Here is a 17,716-nt window from a genome sequence, read left to right on the forward strand (position 1 = left end):
GCATGTCGGGTTCCAGACACGCGACCAAAACGCACAACGGCGGAAACTCCAAGAGTTTCCGCCGAAATGGCCGTTTCTGGCCGGAAAGCCGGGCGCTGCGCCCTATTTCGGCTTGTAGATCCGGTCGAAGACGCCGCCGTCGCTGAAGTGGGTGGCCTGGGCCTTCTTCCAGCCGCCGAAGGTGTCGTCGATGGTCACCAGCGGAATGTTCTTGAACCGCGAGGCGTACTTGGCCGCCGCGGCGGCGTTGCGCGGCCGGTAGTAGTTCTTGCCGATCAGGTCCTGGGCGATGGGGCTGTAGAGGAAGTTCAGATAGCCCTCGGCCGCCAGGCGGGTCTTGTGGCGGTCGACGTTCTTGTCGACCAGGGCCACCGGCGGTTCGGCCAGGATCGACAGCGACGGATAGACGATGTCGAATTTGCCCGGCAGCTCCTCCTGCGCCAGGTAGGCCTCGTTCTCCCACGACAGCAGCACGTCGCCCAGGCCGCGCTGGGTGAAGCTGGTGGTCGCGCCGCGGGCCCCGGTGTCCAGCACCGGCACGTGCCGGAACAGCTCGGTGACGAAGGCCTCGGCCTTGGCGGGGTTGCCGCCCGGCCGCTTCAGGGCCCAGGCCCAGGCGGCCAGGTAGTTCCAGCGCGCCCCGCCCGAGGTCTTGGGGTTGGGGGTGATCACGTCGATGCCCGGCTTGATCAGGTCGCCCCAGTCCTTGATCTTCCAGGGATTGCCCTTGCGGACCAGGAACACGATCGTCGAGGTGTAGGGCGTGGAGTTCTGCGGCAGGCGCGACTGCCAGTTGGCCGGCAGCAGCTTGGCCTTGGCGGCGATCTCGTCGATGTCGTAGGCCAGCGCCAGGGTGACGACGTCGGCCTGCAGGCCGTCGATCACCGAGCGGGCCTGCTTGCCCGATCCGCCGTGGCTCTGGTTGATGGTCAGGTCCTGGCCGACCTTGTCCTTCCAGTACTTGGCGTAGGCGGCGTTGATGTCCTTGTAGAGCTCGCGGGTCGGGTCGTAGCTGACGTTCAACAGGGTCAGCGGCTTGACGCCCTGGGCGTGGGCCGCGCCGGCCAGGGCGGCGGGAACCGCCAGGGCCGCGGCGCCGGCGGCGCCCGAGCCCAGAAGGCCGCGACGCGTGGGGGTCTTGAAATCTTGGGTCATGGCGATGTCGCTCGCTTGAGAAGGTGGATCTTGAACACTTGCGACCAGCCTGGCCCTGGCTGGCGACGCCGCACCGGGCGTCGGTCCGCCTTCCCACGGGGAACGGCGGACCCGCCCAGTCTTAGAACGCGTACTGGCTGCGCAGGTTGACGGCCTTGTAGCTCTGGCCGATCAGGACCCCGGAGGCGTCGCGACGGTCGACGTCGACGTCCAGATAGTCCAGCGAGAACTTGGTCACCGAATTGGGGAACCAGTTCAGGCCGACGGTGGCGATCTCCTGCACGCCGCCGCGCACCCGATCGGCCGCCACGGTCGCATATTCGTGGTGATTCAAGTCCAGCACCGAATAGCGAGCCGCCAGCTCCCAGGCGCCCCACTTGCCGGCCTTGGGGTCGAACGGGTTGGCGATGGCCGGGGCGTCGAAGGCGAAGGTGGCGGGGTTGTACTTGCGCTGTTCGCCGGTCAGCACCCAGCCGCCTTCGACGTACCAGCCCGAGAACTTCGGATCGGTGACGTTGGCGGCGCGATTGCGGCGGTCCAGGGCGATGTCGAAATATTCGCCCTGGATCAGGAAGTTCTTCTTCTGGGCGGCCAGTTCAAGGCCGTAGTGGCGGGCGCCCGACGAGTCGATGGCGCCGGAGCTGACCAGGCGCGTGCCGTCGGTGCGCAGCTCGGGACGGTCCTCGACGGTGATCGGATAGGCCCCGGCCACGGCGGTCTGGGCCGGCTGGGCGATCCGGCTGGCGTTGACGCCGACGTGGGTCAGCCAGTCATAGCCCTTGAACGGGACGAAGGCGACGCGGCCGACATAGCCCAGCTGCTCGTCGAAGGTGGCGCCGTCGCCGACCTTGGCCCCGGTCACCGCGCCCGAGATCAGCCAGCGCTCGCCCAGGGCCTGGGCCTGCAACGAGATGCGGCGGTCGGCGCCGGCCAGGCCGCGCGTGGCTTCGGCGGCGGCGGGGCGCTCGGGGAACAGCGAGCCGTTGGTCGAGGCGGCGTCCTCCAGGCCCAGGTTCGGCGCGAACGCCCCGACCTTCACCTTGAACGGCGCGTAGTTGTACTGGAGGTAAAGCTCCTGCAGCTGGCCCGCGCCGTCCGTGCCCGCGCCGCCGAAGTCCAGCAGCACGCCGTAGTCGAAGTTCTTGAAGGCCTTGCCGTCGACGCCCAGGCGGGCGCGGCGGAAGTTGGTGCCGCTGTTGAGGTCGCGGCCGGTGGTCGTCGCCGGCAGGCCGCTGTCCTGGTTGTACCAGGTGGCGTCCAGCTGCATCACGGCGTGGATGTTGGCGCTGAAGGCCCCGTCGCCCGAGGCGATGCTGGGCTTGCCGCCGGCGATGCTGACGGTGGTCTGGGCTTGGGCGGCGCGCACGTCCTTCAGGCTGGCGGCGGTCGCGGCCTTCAGGTCGGCGATCTGGCTGGACAGGGCCTCGAGCTGGGCCTCGAGCGCCTCGATGCGGGCCTGCTGCTGCTCGGGCGTCTGGGTGGCCGCCTGGGCGTGGGCCGCGCCGGTCATGGCGATCAGCGAGGCTCCGGCGATCAGGGCGCCGCGCAGGGCGGCCCCAAGGGTGGCCTGGGCGGCGGTCTGGGTCTTGGTCATGGTGTTCCCCTCTCGACGCCTTGCTCGGCGTCGCCGTTGATTGGGACAAAAGACGATTATTCCTACGTGTTAAATAGAGATAAGGGCGCGAGGCTTTGAGTTTTCCTTCAGGCCCTCGATCGAGACACGGTCAAGCTGCTGGAATCCAAAACGAAAAAGGGCCCGCGCCGAAGCGCGGGCCCTGTTCGTCAGTGTGCGTCGTATTCGCCGCCGAAGTCCAGCGGCGCCCTTTGGGTTTAGAACATCGCCCGGCCGGTGAGCTTGAGGTTGTAGCGCTTCTGCTTCTTGGCCGCCTCGGCGTTGGCCTCGAGCGCCAGGTAGGACATCGGCGTGCCGGCCCGCAGGGCGAAGCCCAGGGTCACCGCGCCGTCCTTGTCGTTGGCCGCCGCCAGGGTGAAGGGCGTGCCGCCGCCGGTGTACTGGGCCACGGTGTCGCCGATCTCGCCCGCCAGCAGCTGGCGATAGCCGACCCGCACTTCCGGACGCCACCACAGGTCGCGGCCGTAGTCGGCGCCGAACACCACCCCGACGTCGCCGGTCAGGCTGCTGGACTTGCGCTTGTGGACGATCTGGTCGAACCCGTCGCCGCCGCCCGATTCCTTGCGCTCGCCCTCGCTCAGATAGAGGTAGTCGAGAGAGGCCTCGGGACGGACGAAGTAGCGGCCGGCGAACTTGGCCTCGTAGGCCGTGCCGGCGAAGGCGTTGAAGGTGTAGCCGTTCCACTTGGCGCTGTTCTTGCGCTGGACGTCGGCCACGCCGTCGCCGTTCAGGTCGCCGGAATTGAACGTCCGGTCGCCGTCGTACCAGCCGTAGCCGCCGCCGCCGCCGACGTTCATGCGCCAGCCGCCGATCGCCCGGCGCCAGTAGGCGCCCAGCTGGACGAAGTTGCCGGTGGTCTGCTCGCCCACCTTGGCGGCGATGTCGTGCTCCTCGACGCTGACATAGGCCAGGGTCAGGCCCAGGGCGCCGCCGGCGTCGCCCATCGCCTCGTAGCCGCCGACGAAGCCGAAGGCCTGGGTGTCCGAACCCATGGTGTCGTCGGTGTCGCGCCGCACCAGGGTGTTGATCTCCTGGATCCAGAGGCTGTCGGGCCCGTAGCGATCGCCCGGATCGGGGCGGAAGGCGGTGGCGGCCGAGATCGCGTGGTTGACGTTCTGCAGGGCCGCGTAGAAGCCTTCGCCCTGGTCGGGCATCATCTGGTCGTAGAGACCCAGCAGGCCGTCCTTGGTCGTCTGGCTCAGGAAGGCCGAGGCGATCGACTTGTCCTTGCCCAGGGCCGCGAAGGTGGCGTCATAGGCCGAGGACTGGGCGGAGTTCATGCCGATCTCGGCGGCCGTGCGGCGACGGACGTCCAGATAGACGTTGTTGGTGTCGGTGCGGCTGGAGGCCACATAGAGGTAGGGCGTGCCGCCCAGCAGGTCCTGGTTGATCGTCCCGGCGGTCAGCGAACCGGCGGTGATCACCGTGTAGCTGGTCGGAGCGGTCAGCAGGTTGGTCAGGCGCAGGCCGATCTGGGCGCCCGAGGCGATGTTGGCCGAGCCCGAGATCACCAGGCGGGTGTTGGCCCCCGCGCCGTTGTTGGCGCTGGGGTCGGCGGTGAACACCATCTTGCTGTCCGCGCCCAGGGTCAGGCTGCTGGCGTTGATGGTCTCGGCGTTGGTCAGGCCCAGCGAGCCGTTGCCGATATTGATCGCCAGCTGGCCGTCCGAATCGCGCAGGGCGCCCAGCATGACGCCGCCGCCGCCGATGCTCAGGGTGTCGGCGCCGGCCCCGAAGGCCACGTCGCCCAGCACCGAACCGGCCTGCAGGTTGAGGGTGTCGGCCCCCGAGCCGAACAGGATGTTGCCCAGGATGAGCGGCGTGCCGGTGGTCGTGGTGCTGGTCGCCGTGGTCACCGTGTCGGTGCTGGGGAAGGTGGTGGTGGCGCTGCTCGAGGTCGGGGCGACCTGGTTCACCGTGACGCCGGCGGTCGAGGCGCGCAGGTCCAGGGCGATGGCCGTGCCGGTGGCGACCGCGGCGGTGGCGGGCGCCGTGCCGTCCGACTTCACCGCCGGCGCGACGACCTGGGCGGTGATCCGGCCGCTGTTGGTGATGTTGGTCAGGGTTCCGGCCGAGTCCAGCACGCCGACGGCGTCGCCCAGTTCGCCGGTGCGGGTCACCTGGATCGTGCCGCTGTTGTTCAGGCTGGTCGCGCTGGCGCCGGCGTTGATGACGACGCCGCGCGCGTCGCCCGTCAGTCCCGATCCGGCGTAGGAGGCGCTGGCCGAGCTGATCTGTCCGCGGTTCCAGATCGAGGGGACGTTGGCGCCGGCCGTCAGGTTGACGGCGGTGGCGTTGGCCTCGCGGGCGCTGGCGGCGACGGTGCTGTCGAAGCGCGCGCCGCCGGCTAAGGTGGCGGCCTGGCCCGTCGCGCCGCCGATTTGCACGGCGGTCGCGGTGACCTTGTCATAGACCCCGTTGGCCGAGATGCCGCCCTTGGCGACCAGGCCATAGGCGTTGTCGGCCGCGCCGACCGCGCCGATCGAGACGGCCTGGGTGTCGGAGCCGATCAACAGGGCGGGCGCGGCCCCGTAGGTCGAGATCGTCGCCGTCGAGGTCGTCGAGGAGCTGATGGTGGTGGTCGTCGTGGTCGTGCCGTCGACGACGGTCGAATAGGTCGGCCCGTTCAGCAGGACGCCGCCGGCGACATTGCCGCCGATGCGCACCGCCGGTCCGCCCTGCAGGAGGTCGTCGGCGTCGAGCTTGGCGATCGCGGTCTCGGCGGGGCGGCTGGTGTAGCGATAGCCGGTCGAGGTCACCGAACCCTGGAGGGCGAAGGCGCCGCTGACATTGCCGTCGATCGCCACGCCGGTGGCGTTCAGGCCGGTGGCGGTGGTGGCGCCGTTGATCGTGACCTTTCCGGTCACTGGAGCCGCGACATGGACGCCGTAGGCGTTGTCGCCGAGGACGCTGATCGAGCCGCCGGTGGTCAGGTTGCCGACCAGGCCGCTCTCCAGCGAGATGCCGGCCGAATTGTTGCCCTCGATGGTGATCGAGCCGGTCGAGCCCTGGACGATGTCGCCGGTGAACACGCCGGGGCCGACCAGGCGGACGCCGTAGCGGTTGGCGCCCTTGGCGAACACGCCGTCCAGGTCGCCGTCGCTGTCGGTGTCGGTCGGGGTGTAGTCCTCGGTCAGGCTGATGGCGGCGTTATTGGTCACCGAGCCCGTCGTGCCGCCCTGGATCAGGACGCCGGTCGAGTTGTCGACGCCGACGGTGGACAGGCCGTTGCCGCCCAGGGTGACCTTGTTGTTGCTGTTCAGGGTGACCAGCGGGCCGGCCGTGGTCAGGGTGATCCCCCCGCCGGTGTCGACCTTCACGTCGTCGGCGGCGCCGCCCGACGTCGCCGTCGCGGTGGCGATCGGCGTCGTGCGGGCCGTGTTGATGACCGTCTCAGCATAAGCGCCGAACGCCATGGCCAGGAGAGGAGCGGTTGCGACTGTCGCGACCAGGACCTTGCGCTGCATTCCGAACGACACCTTAGAGATAATCCCAGACCCCAGATTGCGGCACGTTGCGGCGAAATTGCGGTGCTTTCCGACAACGTCGCGCGACGAGGCGTTTGACGGTCTATCGCAAGCGTTCCCGGGGCGCCATATCTGGTTCGCCGAATCCTCCCATCGCCAAAATCGAGACTGCCGCATGCCGATGGCCTCGCCGTCCTCGTCAACCCGCTCTGGCGGGGTCGCCCGCACGCCCCTGGCCGCGTGGGGCGCCGTGCTGGCCGGACCCGCGGCCCTGCTGGCCCTGGCGGCGGCGGGCGGGGCGAACACCGCGGCGGCGGTCCCGCTGGCCCTGTTCAGCGGCGGCGCCAGCTATGTGCTGGCCCGGCGGATGCTGACCCGCCCCGCCGACCCGGCCGCCCCGGCGCCCGTGCCGGCCGCCCAGGACCAGCCGCCCCCCTTCGGCCTGATTCTGGAGACCCTGCCCGATCCGCTGATGGTCATCGCCGCCGAGGAGGCCGACGACCTGACCGGCCGGCGGTTCGTGTTCGCCAACGCCGCGGCCCGCGACCTGTTCAAGCTGCAGCCGCGCGGCGGGCTGCTGGTCTCGGCCCTGCGCAGCCCGCAGGTGCTGGAGGCGGTGGACGAAAGCCTGTTCGGGGGCGTGCGGCGCTCGGTCGACTATGTCGGCGGCGGGGCCCAGGGCCGCGAATGGGCCGCGCACTGCGCGCCGCTGGGCGTCGACGAGCGCGGGTCGCGCCTGGCCCTGCTGGTGCTCAGCGACGAGACCGACGCCCGCCGCAGCGAGCGGACCCGGGCCGACTTCCTGGCCAACGCCAGCCATGAGCTGCGCACGCCCCTGGCCTCGCTGTCGGGCTTCATCGAGACCCTGCGCGGCCACGCCAAGGACGATGTCGGCGCCCGCGACAAGTTCCTGGGCATCATGCAGGCCCAGGCCGAGCGGATGGCGCGGCTGATCGACGACCTGATGAGCCTGTCGCGAATCGAGCTCAACGAGCACATCGCCCCGCTGGGCCGGGTCGACCTCGGCATGGCCACCATCGACGTGCTGGACGCCCTGGCCCCCCAGGCCAAGGAAAAGGCCGTGGCCTTCGATCCCGTCCTGCCGCCGCGCGGCGCGGCGGTGGTCGAGGGCGACCGCGACCAGATCGTCCAGGTGATCCAGAACCTAGTCGACAACGCCATCAAGTACACGCCGCGCGACGGCGTCGTGCGGGTGGAGATCTTTTCGGGCCTGACCGCCGACATGGCCGCCGCCCCGCGCGACCCGGGCGCGGCGCGGATGTCGCTGCTGACCCCCGACCACGCCGTCGACGAGCGCTACGCCTCGCTGCGGGTCAGCGACCGGGGGCCGGGCATGGCCCGCGAGCACCTGCCGCGCCTGACCGAGCGGTTCTACCGGGTCGAGGGTCAGAAGAGCGGCGAGCGCTCGGGCACCGGCCTGGGCCTGGCCATCGTCAAGCACATCATGAACCGCCATCGCGGCGGCATGACGGTCGAGAGCGTGCAGGGCGAGGGCGCGACGTTCGGGGTCTATTTTCCCATGGCCAGGGCGGGCGCGGACGCCTCGCGCGCGGCCTCCGAGCCCGCCTCGCCGGACGCTGTCGCAAAACTGTCGTGAAAACGTCGCATAAGGTCAGCGCCCGCCCGGCATAGATCGGCGCGGGCGGTACGGCGCGTTGGGCGCCGTCATCGCATCCTTCGCGCAAGACCCCGCCGCACGCATGCTGACCTGGCTCTCGCTCCTTTTCCTCGCCCTGTTCTCCGGCGCGGCGTTCATGGCCGGCCGAGGCCGCGCGCTGAAGTCGTCCGGCGGCTCCAAGGCCAAGCTCCACTCGCTGCCGAACTATTACGGCCTGTACGCCGCCCTCTGGGCCGGTGCGCCGGCGGCCCTGCTGCTGCTGCTGGGCGCCACGTTCGGCGGCCGGGTCGAGAACGCCATGCTGCAGGCCCAGCGCCCCGCCGTGGTGCAGGCCCTGACCCCCGATCGGCAGGACGTGTTCTTCAGCGACGTCAGCGCCGTCGCCGTCGGCCAGGCCGCCAGCGAGGTGACCTATGACGGCCCGCTGAAGGCCGCCTTCGACGCCAAGGTGGTCGAGGCCAAGCGCATCGACGGCATCGTCAGCTACTCGGTCCTGGGCCTGGCCGGCCTGCTGGCCCTGGCCGGCTTCCTGCTGGCCACCCCGCGCATCAACACCGAATTCCGCGCCCGCAACCGGGTGGAAGGCTGGATATCAGGCGTGCTGATCGCCTGCTCGGTCGCCGCCGTCCTGACGACGCTCGGCATCGTCATGTCGCTGATCTACGAAAGCTGGCGCTTCTTCGAGAGCGTCTCGCCGCTCAGCTTCCTGTTCGGCACCGAATGGGCCCCGCAGATCGCCATGCGCGCCGACCAGGTGGCCTCCTCGGGGGCGTTCGGCGCCGTGCCGCTGTTCGCCGGCACCTTCCTGGTCATGATGATCGCCATGCTGGTGGCCGCGCCGATCGGCCTCTACTCGGCGATCTACCTGTCGGAATACGCCGGCCGCGGCCTGCGCTCGGTGATCAAGCCGCTGCTGGAGATCCTGGCCGGCGTGCCGACCGTGGTCTACGGCTTCTTCGCCGCCCTGACCGTCGGCCCGCTGTTCCGCGCCTTTTTCAACGGCATCGGCGAGCAGATGGCCGGCGGCCCGCTGGACGGGATCGCCCAGTACCTGATGCAGGTCCAGAACCAGATGGCCCTGGTGGCCGGGGTGGTGATGGGCATCATGCTGATCCCCTTCGTCTCCTCGCTGTCGGACGACATCATCAACGCCGTGCCCCAGAGCCTGCGCGACGGCAGCTACGCCATGGGCGCGACCAAGTCCGAGACCGTCAAGAAGGTGGTCCTGCCCGCCGCCCTGCCGGGCATCATGGCCGCCATGCTGCTGGCCGTGTCCCGCGCGGTGGGCGAGACCATGATCGTCACCATGGCCGCCGGCCTGCAGGCCAAGCTGACCGCCAACCCGCTGGACACCGTCACCACCGTGACCGTCCAGATCGTCACCCTGCTGACCGGGGACCAGGAATTCGACAGCCCCAAGACCCTGTCGGCCTTCGGCCTGGGCCTGACCCTGTTCGTGGTCACCCTGGGCCTCAACATCATCGCCCTGCGCATCGTCCAGAAGTACCGGGAACAATATGACTGACGCAGCCATCACCCCCGGCGCGCCCGCCTCTCGTCCGGCCCTGTCGGCCCGCGACGCCCTGCTCAAGAAGCGCCACCGCTCCGAAAAGCTGTTCCGCGCCCAGGGCATTGCGGCGATCGTCGTCGCCATGATCTTCCTGGTCGTGCTGGTCGGCCGCATCGTCGTCCAGGGCTACTCGACCTTCGAGACCCACACCCTGACGGTGCCGGTCTACCTGAACCCCGAGCGCATCGACGTGACCGCGCTGGAAGGGGTCAACTACGACTACATCGTCGCCGAGGCGATGATGAAGAAGCTGGGCGTCCAGGACGACGACCTGGGCACGACGTCGGGCAAGATCATGGACCTGACCTCGCGCGACTTCGGCAACCAGCTGCTGCAGATGGTCAAGAAGGACCATTCGCTGATCGGTAAGACCGTCAACGTCACCGGCTCGGTCAAGGCCGACGCCGACCTCTACTACAAGGGCGAGATCGAGCGGGCGACCGCCGAGGGCGACCGCAAGCTCGACAACCAGCAGTTGGACTGGCTGGACAGGCTGAAGGCCGACGGCACGGTCAAGACCGGCTTCAACACCAAGTTCTTCACCAATTCCGACTCGACCGAGCCCGAACAGGCCGGCGTCTGGGGCGCGGTGATCGGCTCGGCCATGATGCTGGTGATCACCGCCATGATCGCCATCCCGGTCGGGGTGATGGCCGCGGTCTATCTCGAGGAGTTCGCGCCCAAGAACCGCTGGACCGACATCATCGAGGTCAACATCAACAACCTGGCGGCCGTGCCGTCGATCGTCTACGGCCTGCTGGGCCTGGCCCTGTTCATCAACTGGCTGCACGTGCCGCGCGGCTCGCCGCTGGTCGGCGGCCTGGTGCTGGCCCTGATGGCCCTGCCGACCGTGATCATCGCCACCCGCAGCTCGCTGAAGGCGGTGCCGCCCTCGATCCGCGAAGCCGCTCTCGGCGTCGGCGCCTCCAAGGCCCAGACCGTGTTCCACCACGTCCTGCCCCTGGCCCTGCCCGGGGTGATGACCGGCGCCATCCTGTCGCTGGCCCACGCCCTGGGCGAGACCGCGCCGCTGCTGATGATCGGCATGGTCGCCTTCGTGCCCGGCGCGCCGGAAAGCTTCACCAGCTCGGCCACCGTGTTGCCGGTCCAGGTGTTCATCTGGGAGAACGCCTCGGAGCGCGCCTTCCACGAACGCACCGCCGCCGCCATCATCGTGCTGCTGGTCTTCATGATCGTCATGAACGCCGCCGCGGTGATCCTGCGCCGTCGCTTCGAACGCCGGTGGTAGACTGATGCGCCGCCACCTCAATCCCCTCGCTTCCTCCCTTTCGCTGGGACACGCCATGCCGACCGAAAACCGCGACGACACCCTCGCCGCCGCCCATGCCCCGGCGCTCGCCGCCGCCATCCCGCCCGGCCATGGCCACGCCATGACCAGCGAGTTCAAGATCCGCGCCCGCGACGTCAACGTCTTCTACGGCGAGAAGCAGGCGCTGTTCGACGTCAGCCTGGACGTGCCGGCCAAGTCGGTGACCGCCTTCATCGGCCCGTCGGGCTGCGGCAAGTCGACCTTCCTGCGCTGCATCAACCGGATGAACGACACCATCCCGTCGGCCAAGGTGTTGGGCTCGATCGAGATCGACGGCGACGACGTCAACGCCAAGAGCGTCGACCCGGTGGTCCTGCGCTCGCGGGTCGGCATGGTGTTCCAGAAGCCGAACCCGTTCCCCAAGACGATCTTCGAGAACGTCGCCTACGGCCCCAAGATCCACGGCCTGGCCTCGCGCAAGGACGAGCTGGAAGCCATCGTCGAGAGCAGCCTGAAGAAGGCCGGCCTCTGGAACGAGGTCTCCGACCGCCTGCACCAGCCCGGCACCGGCCTGTCCGGCGGCCAGCAGCAGCGCCTGGTCATCGCCCGCGCCATCGCCGTCTCGCCGGAAGTGATCCTGATGGACGAGCCCTGCTCGGCCCTCGATCCGATCGCCACCGCCAAGATCGAGGAGCTGATCGACGAGCTGCGCAGCCAGTTCTGCATCGTCATCGTCACCCACTCGATGGCCCAGGCCGCCCGCGTGTCGCAGAAGACCGCCTTCTTCCACCTGGGCAAGCTGGTCGAGAGCGGTCCGACCGAGGAGATGTTCACCAATCCTCGCGACACCCGCACCCAGGACTACATCACCGGCCGCTTCGGCTAACCGGCAGGACAAGAAGCGATGACCGAACATACCGTCAAATCCTACGGCGAAGAGCTGAACCACCTCACGGCCGAGGTCACCCGCATGGGCGGCCTGGCCGAGGCCCAGGTCGCCGACGCCATCGACTGCATCGCCCGCCGCGACGCGCCCCTGGCCCAGCAGGTCGTGGCCCGCGACGAGCGGCTCGACGCCCTGCAGGCCGAGATCGAGCGCAAGGCCTTCAAGCTGATCGCCCTGCGCCAGCCGATGGCCGTGGACCTGCGCCACGCCGTCGCCGCCCTGAAGATCTCGATGAGCCTGGAGCGCTGCGGCGACATGGCCAAGAACATCGGCAAGCGCGCCCTGATCCTGACCGAGGCCGACCCGATGAGCGCCCTGACCCGCTCGATCGAGCGCATGGGCCGCCTGGTCCAGGGCCGGCTGAAGGACGTGCTGGACGCCTACACCGCTTCGGACCTGCAGCGCGCCGTCGGCGTCTGGGGTCGCGACGAGGAGGTCGACGAGCACTACAACGCCATCTTCCGCGAACTGCTGACCTACATGATGGGCGACCCCCGGACGATCAATCCGTGCGCCCACCTGCTGTTCGTGGCCAAGAACCTCGAGCGCATCGGCGACCACGCCACCAACATCGCCGAGATCATCCATTTCGAGCTGACCGGCGAGGAGATCGTCTCGCAACGTCCCAAGCTCGAGCTGTCGAACTAAGCAAGAGGCCAGCGCAAGTGACTCCGTACGTTCTGGTGGTCGAAGACGAAGACGCCCTGGCCACCCTGCTGCACTACAATCTCGACAAGGAAGGCTACGTCGTCGGCGTGGCCGGCGACGGCGAGGAGGCCCTGACCATGGCCTCCGAACGCGCCCCGGACCTGGTGATCCTCGACTGGATGCTGCCCAAGGTCTCGGGCATCGAGGTCTGCCGCCGCCTGCGCGGCCGCAGCGAGACCCGCAACGTGCCGATCATCATGCTGACGGCGCGCGGCGAGGAGAGCGACCGAATCCGCGGCCTGGACACCGGCGCCGACGACTACGTGGTCAAGCCGTTCTCGATGATCGAGCTGACCGCCCGCGTCCGCGCCGTGCTGCGCCGCATCCGCCCGGGCCTGGCCGACGACCGCATCACGGTCGGCGACATCGTCATCGACCGCGTCGCCCATCGGGTGAAGCGCCAGGGCAAGGAAGTCCACCTGGGCCCCACAGAGTTCCGCCTGCTGGACTACCTGATGCAGCACCCGGGCCGGGTGTTCAGCCGCGAACAGCTGCTGGACGCCGTCTGGGGCTCGGACGTCTATGTCGAGGCCCGAACCGTGGACGTCCACATCGGCCGCCTGCGCAAGGCGCTGAACGGCGACGTCGACGGCGATCCGATCCGCACCGTGCGGTCGGCGGGGTATTCGCTGGACCTCGACGCGGCGTAGGGGCGGCGGATTTAGGTTGCATACGTGCGCCACGTGTCGTTTCTGCCCCTGGGTCTGGGGATAGAAATGGCGCGTAGAATTTTCACGTTCTGGTTTGGCTTGGTTGTGGCGGTTGCTTGCCATGGCTCGGCGTTCGCCGGACCGGTCGAAGATGGCCTAGAGGCCGCGAAGCGAAGCGACTACGCGACAGCGCTAAAGCTGTGGCTTCCTGCAGCGGAACAGGGCGACGCTAACGCACAGTCCTATCTCGGCCTTCTCTATCTCAGAGGCTGGGGCGTGCGGCAGGATAACGCCCAAGCCGCGCGGTGGTATCGCAAGGCTGCTGACCAGGGAAATACCGCGGCACAAAACAATCTCGCGACGCTCTACGGAAACGGAACTGGCGTACCTCAGGACTATGGCCAAGCCTTTGTCCTACTGCGCAAGGCCGCCGACGCCGGCGCCATGGAAGCCTATGTTAATCTCGCACGAGCCTACGAGGCCGGGCGCGGGGTCGCGAAAGATTGTAGCGCCGCGCTTGGATGGTACCGCAAGGCCGTGCATGGCGGCTACCCCGGTGCACGGGAAGCTCTAGCAGACAGTACCTGCCGCCCCTGACAAGGCCAGACGACAGAGCAGGTTTGCCATCAAGGCTTCAAGGCGCGGTCTCGCCGCTACGGGCGGAGGCTGGTGGGGCGCGGCTTTAGCGTGGGATCATACCCCCTTGCCCCCACCTGACCGCTTCGCGGTCTGTTCGGAGCCTTCACGCTTAGGCTCTTCCCCCTTTGGGGGAAGACGATCGCGAAGCGATCCGTAGGGGGCAAGTGGATCACAACCGCGCGCGGCCGCCGCCCTTGAGCTTGTCGAGCGCCCGGCGGGCGTGGTCGGCCTGGGCGGCGACGGGGGCCAGGGCGGCGCCGAAGGCCGGAGCCGTCTCGCCGGCCGGCGTCGCGCGCGCCATCGGCACGATCAGCGCCACCTTGCGCGCCATGGCGGCGATCTCGCCGATCGCCTTGGCCTTGTCGCGGGCCCTTCGGATCTCGGCGGGATCGTCGCTGCGGTCGAGGATGGCCCAGGTCGCGTCGAGGGCGGCCATCAGCTTGGCTTGCAGGGCCTGGGACCAGGCGACGGACGGGGCGGGGGTGTTTGGGGTCTGGGTCATGCCCACAGTGTGGGGCCGTCCTGGAGGGCGGGGATAGGAAACGTGCGTTTTCGTGTAGGGCTTTGAATTTGTTGAGGGCGTGATCGCCGAGCGCGGGGATAGACACGGATCCCTCTCCCCTTGCGGGAGAGGGCGGCGGTCCGGAGGACCGTCGGGCGGAGGGGCTCCCGAACGCGAACCGCCGCGACTGGCCTTTCGGCTCGTCGCGGCGGTCGGGTCTTTCTACCCCTCATCCGACCTGCTTGGCAGGCCACCTTCTCCGGCAAGGGGAGAAGGACGACGCGCCCTGTGGATAACTTTCCTCCCGCACGACCCGCCTTGACCCCGCCCCCCGCCCGCGCGACATCCCCGCCTCATGGAAAAGCTGAACATCCTCCTCGTCGGGTCCGGCGGGCGCGAGCACGCCCTGGCCTGGAAGATCGCCCAGTCGCCGCTGTGCGGCCGCCTGGTGGCCGCGCCGGGCAATCCGGGGATCGCCGCCGTCGCCGAGCTGGCGCCGGTGAAGGTCACCGACGTGGCGGGGCTGGTCGCCCTGGCGCGCGAGATCGCCGCCGACCTGGTGGTGGTCGGGCCGGAATCGGCGCTGGAGGTCGGCCTCGCCGACGAACTGGCCAAGGCCGGAATCCCCTGCTTCGGCGGCAGCGCCCAGGCCGCGCGGCTGGAGACCAGCAAGGCCTTCACCAAGGACTTCTGCGCCCGCCACGGCCTGCCGACGGCGGCCTACGGCGTGTTCACCGACGCGGCCTCGGCGGGGGCCTTCCTCGACACCCTGAACGCGCCGTTCGTGATCAAGGCCGACGGCCTGGCGGCCGGCAAGGGCGTGGTGATCGCCGCCACGCGCGACGAGGCCGACGCCGCCGTGCTGGACATGCTGGGCGGCCGCTTCGGCTCGGCCGGGGCGCGGGTGGTGATCGAGGAGTTCATGCACGGCGAGGAGGCCTCCCTCTTCGCGATCTGCGACGGCAAGACGGCGGTGCTGTTCGGCGCGGCCCAGGACCACAAGCGGGCCTATGACGGCGACGAGGGCCCCAACACCGGCGGCATGGGCACCTATTCGCCGCCGCCGGTCCTGACCCCGGCCCTGGTCGACCAGGCCTGGCGCGAGCTGGTCGAGCCCACCGTGGCCGGCATGGCCGCCGAGGGCTGCCCCTATGTCGGCGTGCTCTATGCCGGGCTGATGCTGACGGAAACCGGACCCAGGCTGGTCGAGTACAACGCCCGCTTCGGCGATCCCGAATGCCAGACCCTGATGCTGCGGCTGGAAAGCGACCTGGTCCCGCTGCTGCTGGCCGCCGCCAAGGGCGAGCTGGCCTCGGCCGACAAGCCGGTCTGGCGCGACGAGGCGGCGATCTGCGTGGTGCTGGCCGCCGAGGGCTATCCCGACGCGCCGGTGACCGGCGGGTTGATCCAGGGCGCCGACAACGCGTTCGGCGGCGAGGCGGTGATCTTCCACGCCGGCACGGCCCGCGACGCCGAGGGCCGCCTGGTGGCGTCCGGCGGCCGGGTGCTGAACGTCTGCGCCCTGGGCGCGACGCTGCACGAGGCCCGCGACGTCGCCTATGCGGCCCTGGGCACGGTGTCGCTGGAGGGCGGGTTCTACCGCAGCGACATCGGCTGGCGGGCGCTGAGCCAGCACGGCTGAGGGCCGAACCACGGTTGGGGACGGGCGCATGCGCCTGTCCCCGTTCCGCGCCGCGTTAGCCCTGGTGCGCCACCTCCACCAGGATGTCGCCCGGCGCGGTCAGGTAGAAGGCGAAGGCGCCGTGTTGCATGGATGGCGGCTCGACGGCCAGGCCGCCGGCGGCCATGCGGGCCTGGAGCCCCGACACCGCCGCCGGGCTGTCCAGATGAAAGCCGATGTGGAACGGGATCGGCCAGGCCTGGGCCCCGTCGCGGCGCAGGCGGCTGAGCACCAGCACCAGGCCGGCGGCGTCGCGCAGGATGGCCAGGCCGTCCTGGCCCAGGGTCCGCTCATGGGTGAAGCCCAGCCAGGTTTCGAAGAAGTCCCGCGTCGCGGCGACGTCGGGCACGGGCAGGTCGATATGGTTCAGGCGCATGCGCGCTCTCCCTTGATGAGGCGCGGCGCACGGGGGCTCGATCGAGATCGACAACGGGACCACGCACGCCGAGCCGGCGGCGCACGATGCGCCGTCGTCTCGTCGTGGGTCCCAGCCGTGAGGCGAGGGTACAGGTTCTCCGAAGTTCGGAGCGACCGGGCTTACCTCGTCCGGTCCATGGCCCTTTTTCGACGCGGCGGTTGTAGCCGCCTTTGCGGGGGTTGCTCAAGCCGTCGAGAGGGTTGCGTCGGCGTCCGCACGCTCTAATGTCGTTTTCAAACAAGCGTTGGGGAGTGAAGCGCATGGCCGCGGCCGAACCGTCCGTCCAGGACCTGAATTCCGGGACCAAGCCCGTCGACCCGCGCCACGCCATCGACGAGGCCAAGCTGGCCACGTGGCTCGAAGCCCATGTCGAGGGCTACCGGGGGCCGCTGGAGGTGCGCCAGTTCAAGGGCGGCCAGTCCAATCCGACCTACCAGCTGGTCACGCCGACGAAGAAGTACGTCCTGCGCCGCAAGCCGCCGGGCAAGCTGCTGCCCAGCGCCCACGCCGTCGACCGCGAGTTCAAGGTGATCTCGGGCCTGAACAAGGCGAACTTCCCCGTCGCCAAGGCCTACGCCCTGTGCCTGGACGAGGCCGTGATCGGCACGATCTTCTATGTGATGGACAATGTCGAAGGCCGGATCCTGTGGGACGGGACCCTGCCCGACTACAAGCCGGCCGAGCGCCGGGCGATCTACGAGGCGCAGATCGCCACCCTGGCCGCCCTGCACACGGTCGACTACGCGGCCGTCGGCCTGGCCGACTACGGCAAGCCGGGCAACTACTTCGCCCGCCAGATCGACCGCTGGACCAAGCAGTACAAGGCGTCGGAGACGAAGGTCATCGAGGAGATGGACCGGCTGATCGACTGGCTGCCGGCCACCTGCCCGGCCGACGACCAGACCGCGATCGTCCACGGCGACTACCGGCTGGACAACATGATCCTGCACGCCACCGAGCCGCGGGTGGTGGCGGTGCTGGACTGGGAGCTGTCGACCCTGGGCAACCCGCTGGCCGATTTCAGCTACTTCCTGATGAACTGGGTGATGCCGTCCGACCAGCGCGGCGGCCTGGCCGAGATCGCCGACCTGACCGCCTACGGCGTGCCGACCATCGACGAGGCGGTGACCCAGTATTGCCGGCTGACCGGCCGCGACGGCCTGCCGAACCTGGACTGGTACTTCAGCTACAACCTGTTCCGCCTGGCCGGGATCTGCCAGGGCATCGTCGGGCGGGTTCGGGATGGGACGGCGGCCAGCGCGCATGCCGAGCTGATGGAGGCGCGGGTGCCGGTGCTGGCGCGGGGGGCTTGGGATTTCGCGAAGAAGGCGGGGGCTTAGAGTAGATCCTCCCCCTTTGGGGGAGGTGTCGCGGAGCGACGGAGGGGGTCTGCGGACTCGGCGGGTGAAACCCCCTCCGGCCCTCCGGGCCACCTCCC

Annotated in this window: 14 protein-coding genes and 1 pseudogene; 10 read left to right on the top strand and 5 right to left on the bottom strand. The window is 69.4% G+C overall.

From position 1 onward, the window contains the following. Positions 1–102 precede the first annotated feature (102 nt). The 3 genes from BM066_RS22420 to BM066_RS22430 all read right to left on the bottom strand — a co-directional run bounded on the left by BM066_RS22420 (position 103) and on the right by BM066_RS22430 (position 6,255). Positions 103–1,155, bottom strand: a complete 1,053-nt coding sequence (locus tag BM066_RS22420; protein ID WP_018061564.1) for a sulfate ABC transporter substrate-binding protein — start codon at positions 1,153–1,155, stop codon at positions 103–105. A 121-nt stretch (positions 1,156–1,276) separates the two neighbouring features. Further along, positions 1,277–2,749, bottom strand: a complete 1,473-nt coding sequence (locus BM066_RS22425; RefSeq protein WP_018061563.1) for an OprO/OprP family phosphate-selective porin — start codon at positions 2,747–2,749, stop codon at positions 1,277–1,279. A gap of 236 nt (positions 2,750–2,985) precedes the next feature. Next, on the bottom strand, positions 2,986–6,255 hold the full coding sequence (locus BM066_RS22430; RefSeq protein WP_018061562.1) for an autotransporter domain-containing protein: 3,270 nt from the start codon (positions 6,253–6,255) through the stop codon (positions 2,986–2,988). A 175-nt stretch (positions 6,256–6,430) separates the two neighbouring features. Here BM066_RS22430 and BM066_RS22435 point away from each other — a divergent pair, with 175 nt between their 5' ends. From BM066_RS22435 to BM066_RS22465, 7 genes are all read left to right on the top strand, one after another. Continuing rightward, positions 6,431–7,873, top strand: a complete 1,443-nt coding sequence (locus BM066_RS22435) for a sensor histidine kinase (RefSeq protein WP_018061561.1) — start codon at positions 6,431–6,433, stop codon at positions 7,871–7,873. Positions 7,874–7,976: 103 nt separating this feature from the next. Continuing rightward, on the top strand, positions 7,977–9,419 hold the full coding sequence (gene pstC, locus BM066_RS22440; protein WP_018061560.1) for a phosphate ABC transporter permease subunit PstC: 1,443 nt from the start codon (positions 7,977–7,979) through the stop codon (positions 9,417–9,419). After that, positions 9,412–10,713 carry a phosphate ABC transporter permease PstA gene (gene pstA / locus BM066_RS22445; protein WP_018113040.1) on the top strand — a complete coding sequence of 434 codons (1,302 nt, stop codon included), beginning with the start codon at positions 9,412–9,414 and terminating at the stop codon, positions 10,711–10,713. The genes pstC and pstA overlap by 8 nt, the downstream gene beginning before the upstream one ends. Before the next feature lie 55 nt (positions 10,714–10,768). After that, complete coding sequence (gene pstB / locus BM066_RS22450) at positions 10,769–11,620, top strand: phosphate ABC transporter ATP-binding protein PstB (protein WP_018113041.1); 852 nt, start codon at positions 10,769–10,771, stop codon at positions 11,618–11,620. A gap of 18 nt (positions 11,621–11,638) precedes the next feature. Continuing rightward, positions 11,639–12,328: a phosphate signaling complex protein PhoU gene (phoU, locus tag BM066_RS22455; RefSeq protein WP_089930372.1), complete on the top strand. Its 690-nt coding sequence runs from the start codon at positions 11,639–11,641 to the stop codon at positions 12,326–12,328. A 17-nt stretch (positions 12,329–12,345) separates the two neighbouring features. Further along, positions 12,346–13,038 (top strand): phosphate regulon transcriptional regulator PhoB, encoded by a 693-nt coding sequence (phoB, locus tag BM066_RS22460; protein WP_012288542.1) that lies wholly within the window; start codon positions 12,346–12,348, stop codon positions 13,036–13,038. 66 nt (positions 13,039–13,104) lie between these two features. Next, positions 13,105–13,635 (top strand): tetratricopeptide repeat protein, encoded by a 531-nt coding sequence (locus BM066_RS22465; RefSeq protein WP_089930373.1) that lies wholly within the window; start codon positions 13,105–13,107, stop codon positions 13,633–13,635. 211 nt (positions 13,636–13,846) lie between these two features. Here the strand turns inward: BM066_RS22465 and BM066_RS22470 are convergent, their stop codons facing one another. After that, positions 13,847–14,179: a hypothetical protein gene (locus tag BM066_RS22470; RefSeq protein ID WP_089930376.1), complete on the bottom strand. Its 333-nt coding sequence runs from the start codon at positions 14,177–14,179 to the stop codon at positions 13,847–13,849. Between the two features lie 204 nt (positions 14,180–14,383). On the opposite strand from BM066_RS22470, the pseudogene BM066_RS27400 reads away from it, so the two are divergent. Together BM066_RS27400 and purD are read left to right on the top strand one after the other, a co-directional pair. After that, a pseudogene (locus tag BM066_RS27400) lies at positions 14,384–14,459 on the top strand (cysteine methyltransferase); the annotation flags it as partial. Between the two features lie 75 nt (positions 14,460–14,534). Further along, positions 14,535–15,821 (top strand): phosphoribosylamine--glycine ligase, encoded by a 1,287-nt coding sequence (purD, locus tag BM066_RS22475; protein ID WP_089930377.1) that lies wholly within the window; start codon positions 14,535–14,537, stop codon positions 15,819–15,821. A 55-nt stretch (positions 15,822–15,876) separates the two neighbouring features. On the opposite strand, the gene BM066_RS22480 is transcribed toward purD, so the two are convergent. Then, a complete protein-coding gene (locus tag BM066_RS22480) occupies positions 15,877–16,236 on the bottom strand; it encodes a VOC family protein (protein ID WP_255367688.1) in 360 nt (119 codons plus the stop codon). A 302-nt stretch (positions 16,237–16,538) separates the two neighbouring features. Between BM066_RS22480 and BM066_RS22485 the strand changes: the two genes are divergently transcribed. After that, a complete protein-coding gene (locus BM066_RS22485) occupies positions 16,539–17,618 on the top strand; it encodes a phosphotransferase (RefSeq protein WP_089930379.1) in 1,080 nt (359 codons plus the stop codon). The last annotated feature ends 98 nt before the right edge of the window (positions 17,619–17,716 follow it).

The organism is Caulobacter sp. UNC279MFTsu5.1, assembly GCF_900114015.1.
Taxonomy (GTDB): Bacteria; Pseudomonadota; Alphaproteobacteria; order Caulobacterales; family Caulobacteraceae; genus Caulobacter.

Coding starts and splice junctions, on each gene's coding strand:
- BM066_RS22420 (WP_018061564.1), bottom strand. CDS start 1,155: ATGACCCAAGATTTCAAGACCCCCACGCGTCGCGGCCTTCTGGGCTCG.
- BM066_RS22425 (WP_018061563.1), bottom strand. CDS start 2,749: ATGACCAAGACCCAGACCGCCGCCCAGGCCACCCTTGGGGCCGCCCTG.
- BM066_RS22430 (WP_018061562.1), bottom strand. CDS start 6,255: ATGCAGCGCAAGGTCCTGGTCGCGACAGTCGCAACCGCTCCTCTCCTG.
- BM066_RS22435 (WP_018061561.1), top strand. CDS start 6,431: ATGCCGATGGCCTCGCCGTCCTCGTCAACCCGCTCTGGCGGGGTCGCC.
- pstC (WP_018061560.1), top strand. CDS start 7,977: ATGCTGACCTGGCTCTCGCTCCTTTTCCTCGCCCTGTTCTCCGGCGCG.
- pstA (WP_018113040.1), top strand. CDS start 9,412: ATGACTGACGCAGCCATCACCCCCGGCGCGCCCGCCTCTCGTCCGGCC.
- pstB (WP_018113041.1), top strand. CDS start 10,769: ATGCCGACCGAAAACCGCGACGACACCCTCGCCGCCGCCCATGCCCCG.
- phoU (WP_089930372.1), top strand. CDS start 11,639: ATGACCGAACATACCGTCAAATCCTACGGCGAAGAGCTGAACCACCTC.
- BM066_RS22465 (WP_089930373.1), top strand. CDS start 13,105: ATGGCGCGTAGAATTTTCACGTTCTGGTTTGGCTTGGTTGTGGCGGTT.
- BM066_RS22470 (WP_089930376.1), bottom strand. CDS start 14,179: ATGACCCAGACCCCAAACACCCCCGCCCCGTCCGTCGCCTGGTCCCAG.
- purD (WP_089930377.1), top strand. CDS start 14,535: ATGGAAAAGCTGAACATCCTCCTCGTCGGGTCCGGCGGGCGCGAGCAC.
- BM066_RS22480 (WP_255367688.1), bottom strand. CDS start 16,236: ATGCGCCTGAACCATATCGACCTGCCCGTGCCCGACGTCGCCGCGACG.
- BM066_RS22485 (WP_089930379.1), top strand. CDS start 16,539: ATGGCCGCGGCCGAACCGTCCGTCCAGGACCTGAATTCCGGGACCAAG.